This window comes from Novosphingobium sp. KACC 22771 (genome assembly GCF_028736195.1).
GTDB lineage: Bacteria > Pseudomonadota > Alphaproteobacteria > Sphingomonadales > Sphingomonadaceae > Novosphingobium.
Genome location: NZ_CP117882.1, coordinates 249,662 through 270,243 on the forward strand (window position 1 = coordinate 249,662; position 20,582 = coordinate 270,243).

17 protein-coding genes and 1 pseudogene are annotated in these 20,582 nt (G+C 59.8%); 8 read left to right on the top strand and 10 right to left on the bottom strand.

Annotated elements, in window-relative coordinates:
- Positions 1-3: 3 nt before the first annotated feature.
- The gene (locus tag PQ467_RS18150; protein WP_274176938.1) at positions 4-1,662 is read left to right on the top strand and encodes an electron transfer flavoprotein-ubiquinone oxidoreductase; all 1,659 of its coding nucleotides are present in this window, start codon (positions 4-6) and stop codon (positions 1,660-1,662) included.
- Between the two features lie 302 nt (positions 1,663-1,964).
- Here PQ467_RS18150 and PQ467_RS18155 read toward each other — a convergent pair whose 3' ends face one another.
- The 3 genes from PQ467_RS18155 to PQ467_RS18165 form a co-directional block, all read right to left on the bottom strand.
- Positions 1,965-3,398 (bottom strand): aldehyde dehydrogenase family protein, encoded by a 1,434-nt coding sequence (locus PQ467_RS18155; protein ID WP_443193035.1) that lies wholly within the window; start codon positions 3,396-3,398, stop codon positions 1,965-1,967.
- A gap of 118 nt (positions 3,399-3,516) precedes the next feature.
- Positions 3,517-5,880, bottom strand: coding sequence for a TonB-dependent receptor (locus PQ467_RS18160; RefSeq protein ID WP_274176940.1), 2,364 nt, complete (start codon positions 5,878-5,880; stop codon positions 3,517-3,519).
- Positions 5,881-5,991: 111 nt separating this feature from the next.
- Positions 5,992-7,293, bottom strand: a complete 1,302-nt coding sequence (locus tag PQ467_RS18165; RefSeq protein WP_274176941.1) for a cytochrome P450 — start codon at positions 7,291-7,293, stop codon at positions 5,992-5,994.
- A 208-nt stretch (positions 7,294-7,501) separates the two neighbouring features.
- On the opposite strand from PQ467_RS18165, the gene PQ467_RS18170 reads away from it, so the two are divergent.
- Positions 7,502-8,608, top strand: coding sequence for an NAD(P)-dependent alcohol dehydrogenase (locus tag PQ467_RS18170; RefSeq protein ID WP_274176942.1), 1,107 nt, complete (start codon positions 7,502-7,504; stop codon positions 8,606-8,608).
- 19 nt (positions 8,609-8,627) lie between these two features.
- On the opposite strand, the gene PQ467_RS18175 is transcribed toward PQ467_RS18170, so the two are convergent.
- The gene (locus tag PQ467_RS18175; protein WP_274176943.1) at positions 8,628-9,335 is read right to left on the bottom strand and encodes a MerR family transcriptional regulator; all 708 of its coding nucleotides are present in this window, start codon (positions 9,333-9,335) and stop codon (positions 8,628-8,630) included.
- A gap of 757 nt (positions 9,336-10,092) precedes the next feature.
- Here PQ467_RS18175 and PQ467_RS18180 point away from each other — a divergent pair.
- The gene (locus PQ467_RS18180; protein WP_337995126.1) at positions 10,093-10,863 is read left to right on the top strand and encodes a tyrosine-type recombinase/integrase; all 771 of its coding nucleotides are present in this window, start codon (positions 10,093-10,095) and stop codon (positions 10,861-10,863) included.
- 10 nt (positions 10,864-10,873) lie between these two features.
- Complete coding sequence (locus PQ467_RS22715; protein WP_337995127.1) at positions 10,874-11,203, top strand: tyrosine-type recombinase/integrase; 330 nt, start codon at positions 10,874-10,876, stop codon at positions 11,201-11,203.
- 74 nt (positions 11,204-11,277) lie between these two features.
- Here the strand turns inward: PQ467_RS22715 and PQ467_RS18185 are convergent, their stop codons facing one another.
- Together PQ467_RS18185 and PQ467_RS18190 are read right to left on the bottom strand one after the other, a co-directional pair.
- On the bottom strand, positions 11,278-12,534 hold the full coding sequence (locus PQ467_RS18185) for a type II toxin-antitoxin system HipA family toxin (protein ID WP_274176944.1): 1,257 nt from the start codon (positions 12,532-12,534) through the stop codon (positions 11,278-11,280).
- Entirely contained in the window at positions 12,509-12,835 is a 327-nt protein-coding gene (locus tag PQ467_RS18190) for a helix-turn-helix domain-containing protein (protein ID WP_274176945.1), read from the bottom strand. The genes PQ467_RS18185 and PQ467_RS18190 overlap by 26 nt, the downstream gene beginning before the upstream one ends.
- Before the next feature lie 325 nt (positions 12,836-13,160).
- On the opposite strand from PQ467_RS18190, the gene PQ467_RS18195 reads away from it, so the two are divergent.
- On the top strand, positions 13,161-13,574 hold the full coding sequence (locus PQ467_RS18195; RefSeq protein WP_274176946.1) for a hypothetical protein: 414 nt from the start codon (positions 13,161-13,163) through the stop codon (positions 13,572-13,574).
- A 2-nt stretch (positions 13,575-13,576) separates the two neighbouring features.
- Here the strand turns inward: PQ467_RS18195 and PQ467_RS18200 are convergent, their stop codons facing one another.
- Positions 13,577-13,876 carry a hypothetical protein gene (locus PQ467_RS18200; RefSeq protein ID WP_274176947.1) on the bottom strand — a complete coding sequence of 100 codons (300 nt, stop codon included), beginning with the start codon at positions 13,874-13,876 and terminating at the stop codon, positions 13,577-13,579.
- Positions 13,877-13,985: 109 nt separating this feature from the next.
- Complete coding sequence (locus PQ467_RS18205; protein ID WP_274176399.1) at positions 13,986-14,933, bottom strand: IS481 family transposase; 948 nt, start codon at positions 14,931-14,933, stop codon at positions 13,986-13,988.
- A gap of 98 nt (positions 14,934-15,031) precedes the next feature.
- Between PQ467_RS18205 and PQ467_RS18210 the strand changes: the two are divergent.
- The 3 genes and pseudogenes from PQ467_RS18210 to PQ467_RS18220 all read left to right on the top strand — a co-directional run.
- A pseudogene (locus PQ467_RS18210) lies at positions 15,032-15,406 on the top strand (AAA family ATPase); the annotation flags it as partial.
- A gap of 4 nt (positions 15,407-15,410) precedes the next feature.
- Positions 15,411-17,651 (top strand): hypothetical protein, encoded by a 2,241-nt coding sequence (locus tag PQ467_RS18215; protein WP_274176948.1) that lies wholly within the window; start codon positions 15,411-15,413, stop codon positions 17,649-17,651.
- A gap of 248 nt (positions 17,652-17,899) precedes the next feature.
- A complete protein-coding gene (locus PQ467_RS18220) occupies positions 17,900-18,454 on the top strand; it encodes a DUF3142 domain-containing protein (RefSeq protein ID WP_274176949.1) in 555 nt (184 codons plus the stop codon).
- A 400-nt stretch (positions 18,455-18,854) separates the two neighbouring features.
- Here PQ467_RS18220 and PQ467_RS18225 read toward each other — a convergent pair whose 3' ends face one another.
- The gene (locus PQ467_RS18225; RefSeq protein WP_274176950.1) at positions 18,855-19,052 is read right to left on the bottom strand and encodes a helix-turn-helix transcriptional regulator; all 198 of its coding nucleotides are present in this window, start codon (positions 19,050-19,052) and stop codon (positions 18,855-18,857) included.
- 273 nt (positions 19,053-19,325) lie between these two features.
- Positions 19,326-20,570: an MFS transporter gene (locus tag PQ467_RS18230; RefSeq protein ID WP_274176951.1), complete on the bottom strand. Its 1,245-nt coding sequence runs from the start codon at positions 20,568-20,570 to the stop codon at positions 19,326-19,328.
- Positions 20,571-20,582 lie beyond the last annotated feature (12 nt).

Below are 20,582 nucleotides of genomic sequence, written 5' to 3' on the forward strand. Positions count from 1 at the left end.
GCCATGGACGACATCCAGCGCGACACGATGCCCTATGACGTGGTGGTGGTCGGCGGGGGGCCTGCGGGGCTTGCCGCCGCCATCCGCATCAAGCAGCTCAATGCCGATCTGAGCGTCTGCGTGCTGGAGAAGGGCTCGGAAGTGGGGGCGCATATTCTCTCGGGCGCGGTGGTCGATCCGCGCGCGATGGATGAGCTGCTGCCCGATTGGCGGACCGATGGCTGCCCTTTGGCGGAAACGCCGGTGACGGACAACTGGCACTGGGTTCTCACCAAGGGCGGGCATTATGCGGTGCCCCATGCGCTGATGCCGCCGTTTATGAGCAATGATGGCAATTACACCGTCAGCCTCGGCAATCTGTGCCGCTGGCTGGGGGGCAAGGCCGAGGAGCTGGGGGTGGAGATCTTCCCCGGCTTCCCGGCGGCGGAATTGCTCTATGACGGCGACCGCATCATCGGCGTGCAGACCGGCGACATGGGCGTCGACCATGAGGGCAATCCGAAGCCGGATTACCAGCCCGGCATGAACCTGACGGCGCAATACACGATCCTGGCCGAGGGCGCGCGCGGGCATCTGACCAAAAGGGTCAAGGCCAAGTACGCTCTGGAGCGCGATTGTCAGCCGCAGGTTTACGGCCTGGGCATCAAGGAATTGTGGGACATCGATCCGGCCAAGCATGTGCCGGGCCGCGTGCTGCACACGCAGGGCTGGCCGCTCAGTGAGAGCGAGAGCTGGGGCGGCGGCTTCCTCTACCATCAGGCGAGCGGACAGGTCGCGCTGGGTTTTGTGACGGCGCTCGATTACAAGAACCCGCATGTCAGCCCGTATGAGGAATTTCAGCGCTGGAAGCAGCATCCGGCGATCCGGGCCATCCTCGAAGGGGGCAAACGGGTCAGCTATGGCGCGCGGGTGATCAACGAGGGCGGTTGGCAATCGGTGCCGCATCTGGCCTTCCCCGGCGGGGTGCTGGCCGGGTGCAGCGCGGGCTTTGTCAATGTGCCGCGCATCAAGGGCAGCCATACGGCGATGAAGAGCGGCATGCTGGCCGCCGAGGCGATTGTGGCGGCGATTGCGGCGGGGCAGGAAGGCGCGCAGCTTGATGGCTACGAGGCGGCCTTGCGCGAGAGCTGGATCGCGGATGAACTCAAGCTGGTGCAGAACGCGCAGCCTTTGGTGGCGAAGTTCGGCGGTGCGCTGGGCACGGTGCTGGCGGGCGCGGATATGTGGGCGCGGTATCTGCGCATCAACCCGTTTGGCGCGATGGCGCATCACACCGATGCCGAGGCGACGGGCCGGGCGGACCTGTATCAGCCCATCGCCTATCCCAAGCCGGATGGCGTGATCAGCTTTGACCGGCTGACCAGCGTGTCCTTCTCCTTCACCAACCATGCGGAGGATCAGCCCTGCCACCTGAAACTGGCCGACCCCTCGGTGCCCACGCGCATCAACCTGCCGCGCTATGCAGGGCCCGAGGCGCGTTACTGCCCGGCCGGGGTCTATGAGTTCGTCGATATTCCGGGCGGCGAGGGCGATGCCAAACGCCTCCAGATCAACGCCCAGAACTGCGTCCACTGCAAGACCTGCGACATCAAAGACCCCACCGGGAACATCACATGGGTCGCGCCCGAAGGCGGCGGTGGGCCCAATTATCCCAATATGTGAAGAAGAAGGGGTAGATGCGAGGGACGCGTTTAAAATGCCGATTTGTCCAGACAAATCGGTTGGCCCTCGCGCTCCCATTAATGTCTGCGTGGTGCCCGACCTCTGCCAAGGTGGCCCGGACGCAGCCTCAGCAATTTGAAGGCCTGCGGCGCAAAAAAACCTGAGCTTACCGCGCCGCAGGCCTTCAACCCCCGAACCACAAACCACCCAGCCAACCTCCCACCACCCCCATAACGGGATTGCAAAGGGCCCCCGCCCTTTGCCCGCCGGAGGCAAAAAGAGGAAAAGCGGGGCGCTTCCCATCAATCTCCCAGCAAAGCCGTCACGGTCTTGGTCTCGGTATAGGCGAGCACACCTTCCTCACCCACCTCACGACCCCAGCCCGATTCCTTGACCCCGCCAAAGGGGGCCGAAGGGTCATTCACGCCATGGGTGTTGATCCAGACCGTGCCCGCCTGAAGCTTTCGCGCCGTCAGATGCGCGCGCGACACATCACGGGTCCAGATATTGGCGGCCAGACCATAGCGAGTGTCATTGGCGGCCCGCACGACTTCCTCGGGATCGTCGAAAGGTGTTGCGACCAGAACAGGGCCGAAGATTTCCTCGCGCACGATGGAGGCCTGCGGATCGGGATTGGCGAAAATGGTGGGTTCGACGAAATAGCCGCGATCCGACCCGGTGCCGCCGCCTGTTACCAATTCGGCCCCGCTTTGGCGGCCTTGTTCGATATAATCCAGCACGCGCTGCTGCTGCTGGCGCGAGACAAGAGGGCCGAGCATCGTGTCGGGGTCTCGCCCATGGCCCAATTTGAAGCTGCGTGCCGCATTGGCCACGCCTTCCAGCACGCGGTCAAAGACCGATCGTTCGACATACAGGCGCGAGGCGGCCAGACATACTTGCCCCGAGTTGAAAAATATCGCCAGCGCGGCCCCTATGGCGGCCTTGTCGAGATCAGCATCGGCAAAGATCAGCGAGGGCGATTTGCCACCCAGTTCGAGCGTCACGCGCTTGAGGTCGCGCGCGGCGGTCTGGACGATCTGTTTGCCCACGCGGGTTGATCCGGTAAAGGCGATCTTGTCCACGCCGGGATGTTCGACCAGCGCCTGTCCGGCCTCATGCCCATAGCCAGTCACGACGTTGAGCACGCCTTCGGGCAGCCCCGCTTCGAGCGCCAGTTCGGCCAGACGCAGTGCCGTAAGCGGGGTTACCTCCGACGGCTTGAGCACGATGGTGCAACCTGCGGCCAGGGCCGTGGCTACTTTCCAAGCCGCCATGGCAAGAGGGTAATTCCACGGCACGATCTGACCCACCACTCCAATCGGTTCGCGCAGGGAATAGGAGTGATATTGTCGCCCGTCGCCCGAGAAGGAATTGACCTGCCCGTCGATCTTGGAGGCCCATCCGGCCATATAGCGGAAAATATCGACCGCCGCCGGAACATCCACGGCCAAGGCATGATGCACCGCCTTGCCATTGTCATAGCTTTCCAGCAGCGCCAGTTCCTGCGCATTTTCCTCGATCTTGCGGGCGATGGTTTCGATGATCCTGGCCCGGTCCAGCGGGCGCATCCGCGACCATGCTGCGCCTTCAAATGCGCGCCTCGCGGCCCGGACGGCCTGATCCACTTCGGTTGCTCCGCCGGCGGGCACATGGGCGAAAATCTGGCCGGTGGCCGGGTCCTCGACGGGAATCGAGCGCCCGCTTTGCGCCGAGACGCGTTCGGCGCCGATCAGCATCGCGGTTTCGGGCAGGCGAACGGAGATTTCAGGCTGGGGGAGGGTGCTGCTTTCCATGGCATGGCTCCAAAACAAAAAATGGCCGCGCCGAGGGAGGCGCGGCCCAGGGGAGAACCGTTCAGTAACGGGCCGAAAAGCTCAGCCCGAAGGTTTGCGGCCGACCGGCAAAGCGCACGGTCGTGTCGGTAATGCGGGTGGCGTTGGTCCAGTAATAGGTGTTGCCCAGATTGCGCACGAAGGCGGTCAGGCGGTAGCGCTTGTCGGCAAAGGTCAGCCCTGCGCGCAGATCGACCAGCGTATAGGCCCCGATGGACAGGCCGCCATTGGCGCTCAATTGTGCCGAAGGGGTGCGCAGCGGATCGCCCAGCACGGCCTGCGTCGAGCTTTGATAGGTGACATTGCCGCCAAGGAAGGCCCCGGTCCGCGCATCGAGCGACCAGTCATATTGCCCATCGGCAACGATCTGGACCTTGGGCGTATAGGGGAAGGGGGAGCCGTCGAAATCGACCTGATTGCCGTAGGAGTCGTAATTGACGAAATGATCCTTGATCTTTGTTTCCAGATACGTGGCCCCCAGGCTGAATTTGAGGCCGCGCATGGGCGCCAGATCGACCTGAATTTCCGCGCCCTTCACCTGCGAGCGGGGCACATTGACCAGAGCTTCGAGCGGGCCAAAGACGTTGGGGTTGGCAATCACGCGGCCCTTGAGCTGTTTGTCGGCATAATCATAGTAAAAGACCGCAGCATTGACCTGTGCCAGCCGGTTGAACAGGGTCAGCTTGGTGCCCAGTTCATAGGCAGTGATCGATTCCTGCGTCACCGGGTTGAACTGGTGGGAGTCGCTGGCCGACAACATCGGGAAGCTGCCCGATTTATAGCCGCGGCTGACCGAGGCATAGAACAGCTTGCCCTTGCCCGGTTTGAAATCCACCCCCGCGCGCCACGAGACATTGTCCTCGTTCAGCGTGTTGCGCACCTCGCCCACGGTCAGGCTGGAGGCAAAGATCGTGACGCAACTGTTGGGTGCGATGGTGATGGGCGAGAGGCCCGCGCCGCCCCGGATCGCATTCACCAGATTTTGAATGCCCAGACCCAGCGCATAGCCGCGATCGGCGGTGCATCCGGCAAAATCAATATTGGTGTCGGTATAGCGAATGCCGCCGTGGAAAGAGAATTTCTCTCCCAGATCATAGTCAACATTGGCGAAGACCGCCTTGTTGACGTATTTCTGCCGCGCATACTGGCTGTAAACAGAGAAAGGGATGCCAAGCCCGGCATCGACGAAATTATAGGCGGGGGTCGATTGATCGTAAGGCCCGGCATCGTCCTGCTGATAGGTCTTCTCGCTGGAGAAATTGCCGCCCAGAATATAGGACAGTGCGTTCACCTTGCCCGCAAGGCGCAGTTCCTGCGAGATCGCGGTGATCTTGCCGGTGGTATTATAGAAATAGTCGCGCAGCGCGGTGCCGTCCGGGTCGATGTCGGAATCATTGTGATAGTCCGACCAACTGGTGATCGAGGTCAGCGTCAGATTGTCGTTCAGCTTATAATCGCCGCGCAGCGAGAGCTGATAGAACCAGTCATCGTGGCGTGGCCGTTGTTCGGGTGTCCAGTCGGCCGAGCGATTGTTGCGCGGCGCGGTGGGATAGGTGGCCAGTGGACCAAGCCGCGCCGGATTGCTTAACGCCACAACGCCGATCAACTGGGCGGCCTGTCCGTCGCTCTTGTCGATAAAGCCATTGGCGTTGAACTGGATATGCAGCTTCTCGCTGGGTGTGAAGTCGAGCAGGATGCGACCGGAGGTGAAATTGCGGTCGCCCAATTTGTCATTGCGCGTATAGCTGCGCTGCCATGCGCCGCCTTGCTCGGTCCGCACCGCGACGCGGGCCTTGAGCGTGTCGGTGATCGGGCCGCTCAGGAAGCCGCCGCCGCTCACTTCTCCGAAATTGTTGACGCCTGCGTCCAGTTCCGCCTTGAAGGTCGAAGTCGGTTTGGCGGCGATATAGTTGATCGCGCCGCCCGTGGCATTCGATCCGAACAGCGTGCCTTGCGGGCCTTTGAGCACCTCGACCCGTTCAAGGTCCAGCGTGGCGCCTCGCGTCATGATCGAAAAGGGGGCCGCGACCTGATCCTGATAAATGCTGACTGTAGGCTTGGCGGCCAGGCTGGTGTCGTAAAACCCGATGCCGCGCAGCGTGTAGACCGGCGTGGCAAAGGCGCTTTCGGTAAAATTGAAGCCGGGCACGACCTTCACGAGGTCGCTTACATTCGTCACGCCCTGTTCGGCCAGCTTCGTGCCGGAGGCGGCCGAAACCGACAACGGCACGGTATTGAGCGACTCTTCGCGTTTCTGCGCTGTGACGATGATTTCCTGAACGCCGGTATCGCCATTATGCGGCGCGGGCGCGTTCTGGGCATAGGCGGGGGCGGCGACGGCCAGCGCGAACACGCTGACAGCCTGCCGATAGGCAGCGATTTTCATGACTTTCTCCCTTGGTGGCCGCCTTTGATGCGGTCCTTTTTTCGGCCGGGCGGGGCGGCTCGCCTCACCCGGCAAATTCAGCGGTGAGGGGCGTTGCCTCGCCTTTGCGTATCAGCGCCGGTTGATGCGGATCGGCAGCGACTTGTAGCCGCCCACGAAATTGGTCTCGACGAAGCGTGGTTCGCCGGCCAGCTCGATGCTGGAAAGATGGGGCAGCAGTTCCTCGAACAGGACGCGCATTTCCAGCTTGGCCAGATGCTGACCCAGACACATATGCGGGCCAAAACCGAAAGCGATGTGCGGATTGGGCGAGCGGGTGATGTCGAAGCGGGCCGCGTCGGCAAAGACTTCCTCGTCGCGGTTGCCCGAGGGATAGCACATCATCAGCCGATCCATCGCGCGGATGTTCTGGCCCCGCAATTGGGTATCTTCGGTGGCGTTGCGCATGAAATGCTTGACCGGGCTGGTCCAGCGGATCGCCTCATCGACCAGACCCTTGATGAGCGAGGGATCGGCCTGCAGCTTTGCGATATTCTCGGGATAGAGCAGCAGACCATGGAGGCCGCCCGCCGTGGAGGATGAGGTGGTGTCATGCCCCGCCGTGGCGATGGCAACATAGTAGCCGTTGGCCTCGTTGCGCGGGATCGGGGCGCCATTGACTTGCGAATTGGCGATCAGCGAGAGCAGGTCATCGGTGGGGTTGGCGCGGCGCTGGGCGCTCAGAGCGTCGAAATATTCGTAGAATTCTTCCAGCGTGGCGGCCCACATCTTGGCGGCGGCCACCGGGTCGGCAACCATTTCGGGGCGCTGTTCCTCTGGATCGTGCACGCCGAAGAATTCCTGCGTCAGCTTGAGCATCCGCGGCTCATCCTCGGGCGGCACGCCAAAGAGGCTCATGATGACCCGCAGCGGATAGAATAGCGCGAAATCGCGCACGAAATCGCATTCACCCTCAAAGCTGAGCAATTTCTCGACGCTCTGGCGGGCAAGGACGCGGATCTGGTCCTCCAGCTTGCTGACGCGGTTGGGCATGAACCAACTGGCGGTCAATGAGCGATAGGCGGCATGCTCGGGCGGGTCCATGTAGGTCAGCGAAGAGATCAGACGCAGCGATCCGCCATTGATCTGTCGCATGAATTCATCCGAGGCGCGATCATTGAGGATCGGGTTGTGATCGGCATTGTGAAACAGCCTGGCGTTGATTTCGACCGAGCGAATATCGGCGTGCTTGGTCACGATCCAGATCGGATCATAGCCTTCGACCTCGGCCACGCCCAGCGGCATATTTTCACGCAGCCATGCGAACGCGGGATAGATCAAATCGTCATTGGTATAGGATTTGGGCGAAATCACGATCCGCGCAATGTCCTGGGGGATTACTGGACGCACGGCGGTTTCAAGCGTGGTGGTCATGGCGGTCCTCTCGACGCATTGTTTTGCATTTTGCGTATGACATATACGTAATGCTGGACAGGTCAGCTCGTCAATTCTATTAAAAGGTCGGACCAAAGCGATGGGGGTGACTTCAAAAGCCCGATATTCCGGCGGCTAAGGACCATCCCGAGGCGCGAAACGCACCGGGAATTGAATAACCCATATGAAAATGAATAGGAGGATGCCGATGAAAATAACCGCTGCGGTGGTGCGGACGGCCGGTGGCCCGTTCACGATCGAGACCCTGACCATGGATGAGATTGCACCCGACGAGGTGTTGGTGCGCATCGTCGGAACGGGTTTGTGCCACACCGATCTGGTCGTGCGCGATCAGGTGCTGCCTGCCCCTTTGCCGGCCGTGCTGGGCCATGAGGGTGCGGGCGTGGTGGAGGCCGTGGGCGCGCAGGTGACGCATCTGGCTCCGGGCGATCATGTTATTATGGGCTTTGCCGCCTGTCGCCAATGCGCGCAATGCCTGGCGGGCCATCCAGCCTATTGCGAGCATTTCGGACCGCTCAATTTCGGCGGTTGCCGCCCCGACGGCACGGGCTGCCTGCATGACGATGCGGGCAAGGTCAGCAGCCATTTCTTCGGTCAATCATCCTTTGCCAGCCATGCCGTGGCCGCCGCGCATAATGTCGTGAAGGTGGATAAGGATGTTCCGCTTGAAATTCTGGGACCGCTGGGCTGCGGGATCATGACCGGGGCGGGGACGGTGTTTCACGCGCTGGATATGCGGGCGGGCGAGACCTTGCTGGTGATCGGCGGCGGGCCGGTGGGGTTAAGCGCGATTATGGCCGCGCGCGTGCGCGGGGTGGAGCGCATCATTCTGGCCGATCCAGTTGCATCGCGCCGCGCCATGGGGCTGGAACTGGGCGCCAGCGACACTATCGACGTTGGCGCGGGCGATATGGCCGAGCAATTGCGGCGGATCATCCCGCAGGGCGTCACCTGCGTGTTTGACAGTTCGGGCGTAGTGGCCGCGATTCAGGCCGGGGTGGCCTGTCTGGCCACGCGGGGCAGGCTGGCGCTGGTGGGCGTGCCGCGCAGGCTTGATGATGCGATCTCGCTCAACATTGTCGATATGCTTTCGCGCGGGATCTCGGTTTGCGGCGCCACCGAGGGGGATGCGGATCCTCAGACTTTTCTGCCCTATCTGATTGATCTTTATCGCGAAGGGCGCTTTCCCTTTGATCGATTGGTCACCACCTATCCGTTAGAGCAGATCAATCAGGCGATTGCCGATCAACATGCCGGGCAATGCGTGAAAGTGGTGCTGACAACGGCGGAATGAAGCGTGGCGATCCGCCGCTTCATTCCTTTGCGGGAGGGGAGCTGCGGATCGCTTCGAAATGGCGAAAGAACGCCTGCTGGCGCAGCAGTCCGAAAAAGTCGAGCATCAGCGGCAGCGCCTTTTCGACCATGCCGGCCGCCTCGTCCACACCGATGCGGCCGGCGATGCGTTGCAGGAAAGTGGTGGCCTCCCAGCGGCCGACAAAGTCGGCGGCCTCGATATAAAAACCCAAAATTTCGGGTGTATAGTCCAGATTGCCATCAAACCCGGCCTTGCGCATCTCGCCCCAGATCCGCACGATCTGTGCGCTGGAAAGCGAGAGCATATCGCCTTGCTCGGTCTCGATGATGGCCAGAATACCGATCCGCGCCAGCGTGCGCGCATCTTCCTCGGCATGGGGATAATGGTTGAGCAGCGAGGCAATGGAGACCGGCGGTCCGTCCGCGCCCGAACGATGTGCGACCAACTGTTCCAGCTTGTCCAGCGCGCTGGCGCCGACCGCACCTTGCGCGCTATTGCCGTCCATCAGCGCGCCGATCTGGGCCAGAGTCAGCCTGCTTTCCTGCTGCAACTGCCGGATCGTGATGATCGCGCTGACATGTTTCTCGCTGTAGTCGGCGACATTGCGATGCGGGCGGTCGGGTTCGGGAATGAGTCCGTGGCGCAGATACACACGTATCGTTTCACGGTGAACGCCAGTCCTGATTTCCAGATCACGCATCTTCATCGGGGCGTTTAACCACTGGTCTGCGCCATGCGCAAACTATCATTCACGAAGCTGGCATTGGTCCACGCCAGCGGGATCCAATCCGGCGAGCTGGCAAAGATCAATGGGTTGGCAACCGTCTGCTGTTTCTTGTCGATTACCTGCCGAGGAAGAAGAGCTCAGCCGTCTCGCACTTCACGCCACATAGCGTGAGGACCCCGCATGTATGACAGTGCAAACGACGCACAACCTAAAGGCGGAGAATGAAGTGAAATTCGTCCAATCTGCCTAAAATTCAAATCTGGACGATGCTTTCTCGCTCTCCCCAAATATGCGCGAAATGTCTCGGCGACAGATAGATCGGTATAAACTATCGGATTAATAAATGAATTAATAAATTCATTTTGTTTTGATACAGATTCAATCTGTAAAAATCATCCTGCAAGGGATAGCTTTAAAAAACCGCGTAGTCAAAACGTGATTTGGTTGAAAATATGAAATATTTAATAATAAATGAATAAGAATTTTGGTAATATTTAAGTACTTCCTGCTTTTCCGCCAAATCCCTTGTTTCAGCGCTTCGCAAGCTGTCTCAGGGTGTATTAAAAATTCATAAAAACAGCTACTTGAACGGATTTTCCGTCTCAGGCATTATTGGGTCGTCTCCTTTGATCGCGCCGCGAAAGAGGGGGCCAAAGAGGGGGCCGATCCGATTCCTCTTTGTCACATCAGACCATGCCCCATCGCGGGAAGGGGTCTTGAACGGGAGTTCAAGATCATGACCAGCCGCACTCTCAATTTCCTTTCCGCAGCAAAGGTGCAGGCGATCCCCGAAGCGGGTCGCTACTCCGATGGCGGGAAGCTTTTTCTCTATGTCGATGCCACGCGTCGAAACTGGATATTCCGCCACACCTGGCGCGGCGGTCGAAAGGAACTGGGCCTCGGCAGTGCCCGTTCGCTTTCCCTCGCCAAGGCACGGAAAAAAGCGGCCGAGTATCGCGCAATGCTGACTGAAGGGAAAAATCCTAGGCTTGAGCGGGGCAGGGGGACAGAAACTCTTACCTTCGGTGATTTTGCCGATGCATTTATCGATACGATGTCCGCGGGATGGAAAAATTCCAAGCACATTGCCCAATGGCGGATGACGCTGACGGTCTATGCGGCTCCTCTAAGGGAGCTGTTTCTTCATGAGATCGACACGGACGATGTGCTCGGGGTGCTCAAGCCGATCTGGAACAAGATTCCCGAAACAGCCGACAGGTTGCGTGGGCGGATCGAGAATGTCCTTGATGCGGCCAAGGCCAAAGGTTTGCGCAAAGGAGAAAACCCTGCCCGGTGGCGAGGCCATCTCGATCAGCTTCTCCCGCGTCCCAGGAAGGTGCAGCAGGGGCATCATGCAGCCTTGCCGTTCGAAGACATTCCGGATTTTATCTCGCAATTGCGCGGGCGGCACGCCCTCGCCGCCCGCGCAATTGCATTTGTCACCCTGACAGCGGTGCGTACCGGCGGAGCGCATGAAGGCTGGCCGGGAACATCGTGTGCCGCTTAGCGATCGGGTAATGGAAATTTTAAAGGCGACGCCTGAAAGCGAACGCCATGGCTTGGTCTTCACGCGGGGGGCAGGAGGCCGGCCTCTGACGAACATGGCTATGCCAATGCTGTTAAGGAGAATGGACCTGGAGGTTACCGTTCATGGCTTTCGATCGACTTTCCGCGATTGGGCGGCCGAGACGACTAACTTTCCAAACGAGGTATGTGAAATGGCTCTGGCGCATACCATTCCCGGCAAAGCCGAGGCTGCCTATCGGCGCGGCGACCTCTTTAATAAGCGCCGCAAGCTGATGGAGGCATGGGCCGAATATTGTGAATGCAAAGAAGGTAAGGGCTAAATGCAGGAGCGGCCCCGGCGGTTCTATCGCCGGGGCCGCTTCTTCGGCTGGGTGCAGGGATTTTCGCTTGCGGTTCAGCTGTTCGTGCAGGAGTTCAGGATTGGAGAGAGCGTTTTTACATGCGCGTCGATACGTTCCAGGACTCTATCGGGAACATGAGCACGTTCGGGCAATTGCCACCAGTTTTCGTTGACGAGAGCAACTGTATCCGTAACGGCTCGCAGAACGGCTGGCTCGGGCATTCTGGCGCGATGGGCAAAAGCCTTCCATCGATCCGCAGTCAGGGCCTTGAATGATCGCTCACCTCCCAGCGACAGTGCCATTCCATCAGCGGGAATATAGGGAACGGTCGATAAGAGGTCATAGACCGGCGACAAGGCTGGGGTGTTGCCGTCCCCGCGATAGATGAGCGACCAGTTTTTGAGATGCATGTCTCCGTTGCCGGTGATAGCTGCGAGTGTCAGACGGCGGACAAATTCCAGTGCGGCTGACGGCGAGATCGCCACATTCAGTGCAGAGGCGATATCGTGATAGGCGGCACCGTCGTATTTACGGGCGGGGTAAATGCCGAAGACCTGTGCCATATCTTCGATGTGAATGCGGCTATGGCCTCCATCGCGATCAAAACGCCGGATCAGCAGGACCTTGCCGTCCGACATCGTGTCGAAGTCGTCTGGAATTCCTGCAAAATCCGATTTCTCGACAAGCTCACGCTCGGGAACTTCCATGCCGATCGCTGCGGCCAGAGCGAGGTTTGCGAATTCGTTCTCGGAAACGCCCGGAAAAGCGGTCGAGGGAAATTTGGCGATATACTGGCCATCATTGTCGCCCAATGGGAGCGTCAAGCCTCCGCCTTTGCCGGTGTTTTTCATGACAGACAGCTTCATCTGAACACCAGCCAGCGAGAAACGTGCTTTGCCTTTTCCCTCCTCGCGCACAGGCTGAACGGCAAGCGCCCCTTCGCTCGGCACAACCCGAATTGCTCCAGGCAGGTCGGCCCCAAGAGCTGCCAGCAAATCGAAATCATTGCCGGGACGCACCGCTCCGGCATGATGCTTTTCCATCGCTTCGCGCAGTTTGTCTTCCGGCAACAGATTGGCAAAAAATGCGGGCACCGTCTTGCTGACCGGCTTGGGGTCTTTTCGCAGGCCTCCGTTAGCTGCCCGCAGCGACAGGCTCAGAACCGGATGGCCGCCGGTCTGGCGGTAGCTCTCATCGAGACTGAAGGCACTGAAGTCGCCAGGGGTGCGGACAATCACGCCCACCTTTAGCGAATTGAGATAAACATCGAGAGAGGTGATGGCGTTAGGAGCGCGAGAATTTTGTTTCATGGTAGTCATCATCCGGAAGTGCGGAAAAGGCGGGCAGGTCATCCTCCTCGTCGGGTCGCATCAAAGCCTGCAAAGCGGGGAGCAGGGCTTGCGGAATGAGCACCATTTCAAGGCCCAGCGCCCGCGCGATGTTGGTGAGCGTGGTGGCGCGAGCCGCAACGGTGCCTTTCTCTATATCCCGGTAGCGAGGGCGCGATATTCCGGCGAGTTCGGCGAGTTGCTCCTGCGTCAGGCCGGCGGTCAGTCTGGCCTTGGCGAAAGCATTTCCGATAGCTTGCAGCGTTTCATTGTCCGAGGGCATAGTGATATCTTTGTGGATCTTTTTTGGGGAAATGAAATGCAAAGATACCATTTTGGGATTTGCGCGACAAGATTAGATGATCCTTTTAAAGATCATTATGTGATATAGGATATGTAAACGCATCATTGCCTCTCTCGATGAGTACTGGCGGCTGTCAGGACTCTGCCTTAGGTTCAGGCTGTCCTTTGCCACAGCTGTGAGGAGGGTGGAGCGCATTGCACAAAACTGAGCATTTCGTTGATAGCCACACCCAACCTTTCCAGAACAAATTGAGTTCCGCTTGCGCCCCGGAAATAGTATCCTCTGTTGAGGAAAGGATCCACGTATGGCCCCCATCGGCACGGCAGATGACAAACCTGCGCATGAGATCGCTCCCGAACTGCGCCTGCGCGATTACATCTGGCGTCCCCGCATCGCTAAAGCATGGTGGAGCGTATCCCTCGTCTGGTGGGCTGGCTTTGTGCAGGCACAGGAGACCGGCTGGCTGCTGGATTATTACGAGACTGCCTTAGCCGGTTATCTCAATGTGTTGTTTTTCCCGATGACGATCCTCATGGCGCTGGGCGTTCCTTTCGCCTGGGCAAAGCTTGATTGCGGCGATTGGGTAATATCGCCTCTCCCTTTGCCACAGGATCAGCAGGTTCCGCCGCGCTCGGTCGGAGGCATGCGGGATCCGGCGTCAGATCCGCTGGATCCGAGGTCTGGGCTGCATTGGCAGCGTTTCAACGACAGCCAATGATTTCAGTCCTCACGGCGGCCTTTAGATTTGCTGTCGTCATCGCCAAAGCCGTGCGGAAGGTCGGTTGAGAAACGTCCGGTTCTTAGCGTTGATTCTTGCTCCAGAGAGGTAAGAGGGGCGGTGATATCAAACGTTCCGCGACCGGCATTGGCTTGATCTAGATAGCGGTCGCGCATTCCCTCTTTGCCGAGGATTTGTTTATGCAGTTCTTGGGTGAAAGTTTTTGCCGGTGCTTGGGATTGGGAGGCCTTGCGTTCGGCAGAGGCAATGGCATGGCGAACATCATAATTTACAATGTCCATGGTTGATTGGGCATTTTCTACGGTAATCCCACGATCCGAACTCTGAAATCCGACGCTCCCACTGACATTCGCCCCAACCGAACCGTCTGTCGCCCGACCACCCGCCTTGCTAGTTGTTTAGTCCCAGCATGTGATGGTGCGGTTCTACGATAAAGACCTCTGGCTTGGATTTCCAGACCTGCTCGATGGCCTCGTATGGCGTTTTGAAGCGGAGAGCCTTGAGTTGCTTGGCAAAGTTGTAGGCAACCAGCCAATCGCGGACGTGCCTGCGCAGTTCGATGATCGAGGCATAGTGGAAGGATTTGACGGTCGCTTCCTTGATAGTGCGAACCATGCGCTCTGCCTGACCGTTGGTCCATGGGTGATAGGGTTTGGTAAGCCGATGCTCGATGCCGTTTTCCCGGCATACGCGTCCGAAAATATGCGGAAAGGTCAGGCCTGTGCCGCGTTCGGTTTGGGCAAACTGGACCCCGTTGTCGGTCAGGATGGTGTGGATACGGTAGGGCACGGTTCTGATCAGCGCCTTGAGAAAGCCGGCCGCGACCATTTTCGTGGCTCTGCGGTAGAGGCGGGCAAAGACCAGTTTGGAGGTGCGATCGACAGCGACATAGAGGCAGGCCTTGCCGCCTTCATAGTGCAATTCCGCGATGTCGATGTGAAAGTAGCCGATCTCGTAGGTCTTGAACTTCTTGGGTTTCTCGCGATCCGCCTTGGGAAGCCGGGAGATGCCGTGTCGTTGCAAGCAGCGATGCAGGGAGGAGCGCGTCAGATGGGGGATCACGTCCTTCAAGGCGATATAGACATCGTCGAGCGGCAGCCGGGCCTGAACTCGCAGGGCCACAATGGCCGCTTCCTCCATGGGCGAGAGGACGGTGCTGCGTGGCTCTTTGGGGCCCATCGGTTTGTCCTCGACCGACTGACGGCTTCGCCACTTCAAGACTGTCTTTTCGTTGATCGCGTACTTCTTGGCGAGGCTCGCGACCGAAGCTTTCGATCGCTGTAGCTCTGCTCGAATGGCGTGCGTGGTCTTGGCGCTGCCATGGAGAACCTGGCCCATAACTCCCTCCGCTGTGATGACGATAAATCTACACCATCACATGCTGGGACTAAACACCTAACCTTGTAAATTCGGAATGGAGATCCAATGATATATGGATTATTGAAAGAAGGATCAAACCCGAACTGATCGCAAGGATCGATCACGCGCCTGCGGTTGCCCTGCTTGGGCCAAGGCAGGTCGGCAAGACGACGCTCGCTCAGGAGATCGGTGATGAACGGTCCGCCCTTTATCTTGATCTGGAATCGGACGCGGATCGCGCAAAACTGAGCGAGCCGGAGCTTTACCTGGAAAGCCATGCCGACCGGCTCATCATTCTCGATGAGGTCCACCGCCTGCCGGAGCTGTTTCAGATCCTGCGTGGCCTGATCGATCGGGGAAGGCGCAAGGGCAGAAAGTCCGGTCGCTTCCTGCTGCTGGGATCGGCTTCGATCGACCTGATGGCCCAATCGGGCGAAAGTCTTGCGGGGCGGGCCAATGCCGGTCTCCTTTGAACAAAGAGCGTATCGGCCGGCGGCCTGTGAAAACCGGGAGAACCAAAGCGTGACAAGGCGTGGGCGCAAACTTGCGGCACTGGCGACGGCGACGCTGGCAATGGCATGGGGCGGTTCCATCAAAGCCAGCAGTGATTTTTCCTGCACGGCGATCTGGCTCGTCACGACCTTCGCCCCTGATTGCGCCAACCGTGCCTTTCTTGATCCTGGCAATGACACCAGGGTCAATCTGCTGCTGCTCACCGCCCCGCCGCCGCCAATGTCCGAGCCCGGCCCGTCCACGCAGTGGGACCAGCGTCGCTATGGAAATACCTTCTTCTCCTGGGAGCATGTGATGGCGGTCTATGGCCGGCTTCCGGCCTCCGAGCGCCTCGCCTATGCCGATGCCGGTTCGCGTTGTGACAGCCTTCCGGCGGGCAATGACGCTTTTATCGCTGCCGTCAAAGCCAGCAAGCTCTTGCGCGTCCAGGAGCGTGACGCACTTGTCGCAGCCCGCATGGCTTTGGTGGCCGATTGTACTGGCGTATCGCATCCCATAGCGGACCGGTTCGCAGCGGGCGTCACAAGCCGGACGGGCAAGGCTTATCTTGCCTATCTTGCCGCGGCCGGTGCTTTCTATGCAGGAGATTGGGACAAGGCGGCGCGGCAATTTGCCCTGCTCTCGCATGCCAGAGATCCCTGGTTGGCGGAAACCGCCCATTACATGGCGATTCGGGTAGCGCTCAATGCGGCGCAGCGTGACAGCTTCAATGACTATGGCGATTTCAGCGGCATCGAGCATGTCGACCAAGCCGCTGCGCAGCGGGGGAAGGCCGCTATCGAGGCCTATCTGGAGCGCTATCCTGACGGGCTTTATGCGGATTCGGCCAGAGGCCTGCTTCGCCGGGCGCTATGGCTTACGGGAGATACCGTTGCACTTGCCCGTGAATTTGAGCGGGTCCTCGCGCATACGCCCCCAGGCGGTCAGGAAGCCTTGCTGCTGATCCAGGAAATCGACCGCAAGCTGTTCCAGGCGCCGGGCGCGGCGAAAGCCATCCGCACACCGCTGCTGCTTGCCGCCTTCGATCTTATGCGGATGCGCTATTCCAGGAAGGCCGCCGCCGTTTCGCTGATGATCGGCCCCGCTATGACCGGGAAGTATGATCCGAGCGAAGCGGATCGTGAGGAACTGAAGCTCACCGGCGACATGCTCGAGGCCCAGCAGCCCATTTTTGCAGGTCATCCCGACCTGTTCCGCTATTTGCTGGCCGTTCACGCCTATTACGTGATGGAAGCCTCGTCCTGGCTTGCCATGCCGGGAGAGGGGGCCTCGTTTCATGTGCGCGAGCCCTTAACGCCGCTGGCCTTCAGCACGCTTGTGCTGCGGGGACTGGCGATGAGCTCGAATCGGGATCCCGGGGAGCAAGCCTATCTGCGTCAGTTGATCGGCCTTGCTCACGCGCCCTTCCAGCGCCCCCTTGCCGAATTGATGCTGGCCCTTGCCAAGGAGCGGTCCGGCCATGCCGAGGAGGTTTTTGCGCCTGGATCCCTGATCACCGATCCCGTGATCCGGGAAATCCTGCTCGCCAGCGTGATGGGACCCGGGACGCTGCTGCAGGTGGCACAGGATCTGAGCCGCGATGCTCATGAGCGCGAGGTCGCGCTCTACACCTTGTTGCGTCGCGAACTCGACCACGGGCAATTCGGCGAATTTCTCTCAGACTACCGCCTGCTTCCCGCCGACCCGAAAGCGGGCGGCACGTTCTGGGACGTGCCGTTTGACGATACGGTGCCCTTGGGGCTGTATGTCGCAGGGACCTGGTCGGATGGCTTTGAATGCCCTCAACTGGTTGTGACGGTCCGTCATCTGGCATCCAGACCCGGTGATCCGGCCGCGCGGCTGTGCCTTGGCGATTTCTGGCGGCTCAATGGTTTTGACCGATTGGCCGAGCCATCCCAGGACCCGGAAACCAGCCTTGATGCCTTGGGCAGCAGCGCTTCCCATTATCCGGGAAAGTCCATGAGCAGGGCCAGTCTTTACGACGGCATCATGGTCGACCGCCGCGTGCCTTCTCCCCTTCGCGCCTATGCGCTTTTTCGGGCCATTCATTGCTATGCTCCCAATGGGCGCAGCGATTGCGGAGGACCTCCTGTTAGCCTGGCACAGCGGCGGATCTGGTTTGTGACGCTCAAGCAGACCTATCGCGATACGGTCTGGGCGCAGCGTGCCCGGTATTATTGGTGAGCTCTTGCCTGTTTCCACGAGGCGTCTGGCGCGGCATTGGCTCTGCTGCCATGCTGCTGGTGACGTTGGCGGCGTGCAAGCCAACGGGGCAAACCTCCGCGCCGCCATCGTCCGCCATGACGCGGGTCGATCCTGCCCGCTACGACGCCTTCTTCCTCTGGGCCGGTGTTGGTTCGCCGGCCGTCCTGGCTCGGGCCCAAACTCTCTATATTCTGGATGGCGAGGTCAGGGCAGGGGGTAAGGTAGGTTTGACCCGGCTGCGTGCCGCGACGCCCCATGTCCGCCATGCCAGGATCTGGCTGACGATCAGGCTGGAGCGGCTGGATTGGGACGAGACAACCTGGCGAGCCGTGCTGGCCGAACTCATGCGATGGCAGGAGGCGGGCAATGCGTTGGCGGGGCTGCAACTCGATTTCGATGCCCATACCCGTGGGCTGGATCATTATGCGGATTTTCTGGCGGACGTGCGCTGGCGCCTTGACCCCCGTTACAAGCTCTCGATCACCGGTCTGCTCGACTGGAGTGCGGGCGGCGATCCGGCGCAACTGACGCGAATCGGGCGTGTGGTCGATGATCTCGTGATCCAGACCTATCAGGGGCGCAGCACCATCCCCGGCTACGAGCATTATCTGCGCAGGCTTTCGCGCCTTCCGCTCGCCTACAGGATCGGGCTGGTCGAAGCTGGCGAATGGACCGAACCTGCCAGCCTGCGTGCCGATCCGCATTTTCGGGGCTATGTCGTGTTCCTGTTGCCAGCCGGCGCGCGGCGAAAACCCTTACCCGGCAGCCATGAGGGTCGGTGATGTCAACCATGAACGGCTGGAGTTTGCTGCCGGTAACCTCACAAGCCGATGCTGCACATCATGGCTACATCGGCTTGTGAGGTGAGGGGGCCTTGGCCCGCCGGATAGAGCTGATCAAGCAGCGCCGAATCTAGCTCCAATCGATCAAAGCGGCAAGGGTGTCGAGCGACGAAGTGGACCTCATACGGCCAGCAAAACCAAACCTCTCCTGACCAATCGAACGATGCGCCATGCCCAGACCTTCACCTCGGAAAACCCATAAAATCAGCTATCAACGACCCTGTCTACGCCCACTCGCGCACAGGTCTCTATTTGCCAGATCCCAATGATATGTCGCAATCAGGCAGCGGCGGAGGCTGGTAATGCCCAAGCATGAACAAGCTATCGACCTGCAGACGGATCAATCAGAATGAAATTCGGGCGGCGCTTCCATCCATTTCATAACTGCCGACAAACGCCAGCCGACAGATCGCTTACCAATCGCAATCTGACGCGGAAAACCTCCATTGGTGATCATGCGGTAAATGGCCGCTCGAGAGCAACCCGTCCTCAAGATCACTTCGCCAATGCGAAGAAACCTGTCGTCCAATTCATTCATGCAAACCGTTCCTTATCGGTCTGCCCGCACTCTTTCACAATGCTTTAAAAGATAATTTGAAGCAAGAGAAAAGGAGGAATCGAGAAGGTGATGGTTTGACGGTGAATTGTCGAAGCCATATTAAGCAAGCGATTGAAGTATATTCAATCCTTGTGGAAATGTACCTCAATCGTATCGAGGGGCCCAAGGAGGGATCTTCATTTTGCAGGATTGGTAAAAGTCATATGTTTCAGTATATTGGGGCCATTTCGTGGCGGACTACCTCTCCGCCCTCTATTCTGTGATACGCCTGCGATACAGGCCCGTCCCTGGTTGCTCACGCATGGCAAAGCAGAGCCCCGCCGCCAGAATGCAGGCGCATGCGCAAACCAGCAGCACAAGATGCATCGCGCCGGCCAGCAGTCCTCGCTCGCTCGCCCGCATGGCCAGAAGCGTGATGAGGATTGCGGGCAAGGTGTTGGCCAGGTTCATATAGCCGAGCCACCGCCCCTTTTTGGGCGAAGCAGTGATCATTTCGGCGACAAAAGCCGCCTCGACCGCAAAAAAGGCGGCCTGTGCCAGATGGAACAGGGCATAGGCCAGCGCCAGCATCCACCATCCCGGTGCCGCTGCAAAGCTGGTCAATGCAAGGGCCGCCAACAGCGCACTGCCGATCATCAGGCTGCGCCGGTCGGCCAGCAGGTCGGACAGGCGCCCAAACGCCACCGCCCCGCAGCAAGCCGCCAGTGCCGCCCAGAGTGAGAGCCAGCCTACCGCCATATCGGCCGTCAACCGGGTGATTGCCATCGGCCCGCGCATCAGAAAGGCGATATAGGGATAGAGGTAATTGGTCAGTACAGCCGCGCCCAGTTGCAGCAAAAAGCGGGCCCACCATGCCAGCGCGAGATTGCGCAGCACAAGCCGCGCAGAACCGGATGCATCGCGGGCGGGCATGGGCACGGCGTGAGGCTTTAGCGGCGCTCCGAAAGGCCAAAGCGCCAGCAGCGGCAGGACGCAGGCGGCCACCAGCGCCATCGTGACGCCAAATCCTGTCATGCCGTCAACCGGCGCTGCCCAGGCAATGACTGCCACCGAACCATTGGCCACCGGCACGCCGCAATTGAGAAAACCGGCGATATTCCCCTTGCGCTCATCGGCGATATAATCGGCGATCAACGGCCCGATCGGCCCCAGCAACAGATTGACGGCAATCTGAAACCCGATCACCCCCAAAAACAGCACCGACGGGCGATAGGCGAAGGCCAGCACGCCATAGCTGGCAAACAGACAGGCCAGACCACCCGCTATCGCACGCCGCCGGTTGCCCCGCCGGGCCATCGCGCGGTCGCTGATCTGGCCCGCGGCAATATTGGCCAGACTGGCGGTGATCCCGCCCACCAGCACCAACAACGGCAACAGATGCCCCGTGCCCCCCGCCACCCCCATAGCAGCCACCCGGCGCGGCAAGAGCAGCACCAGAATCGGCATAAAGGCAATATTGGCGCCCAGATAGGCCAGCACATACAGGGCCTCGGCCACCGACAGAGGGCT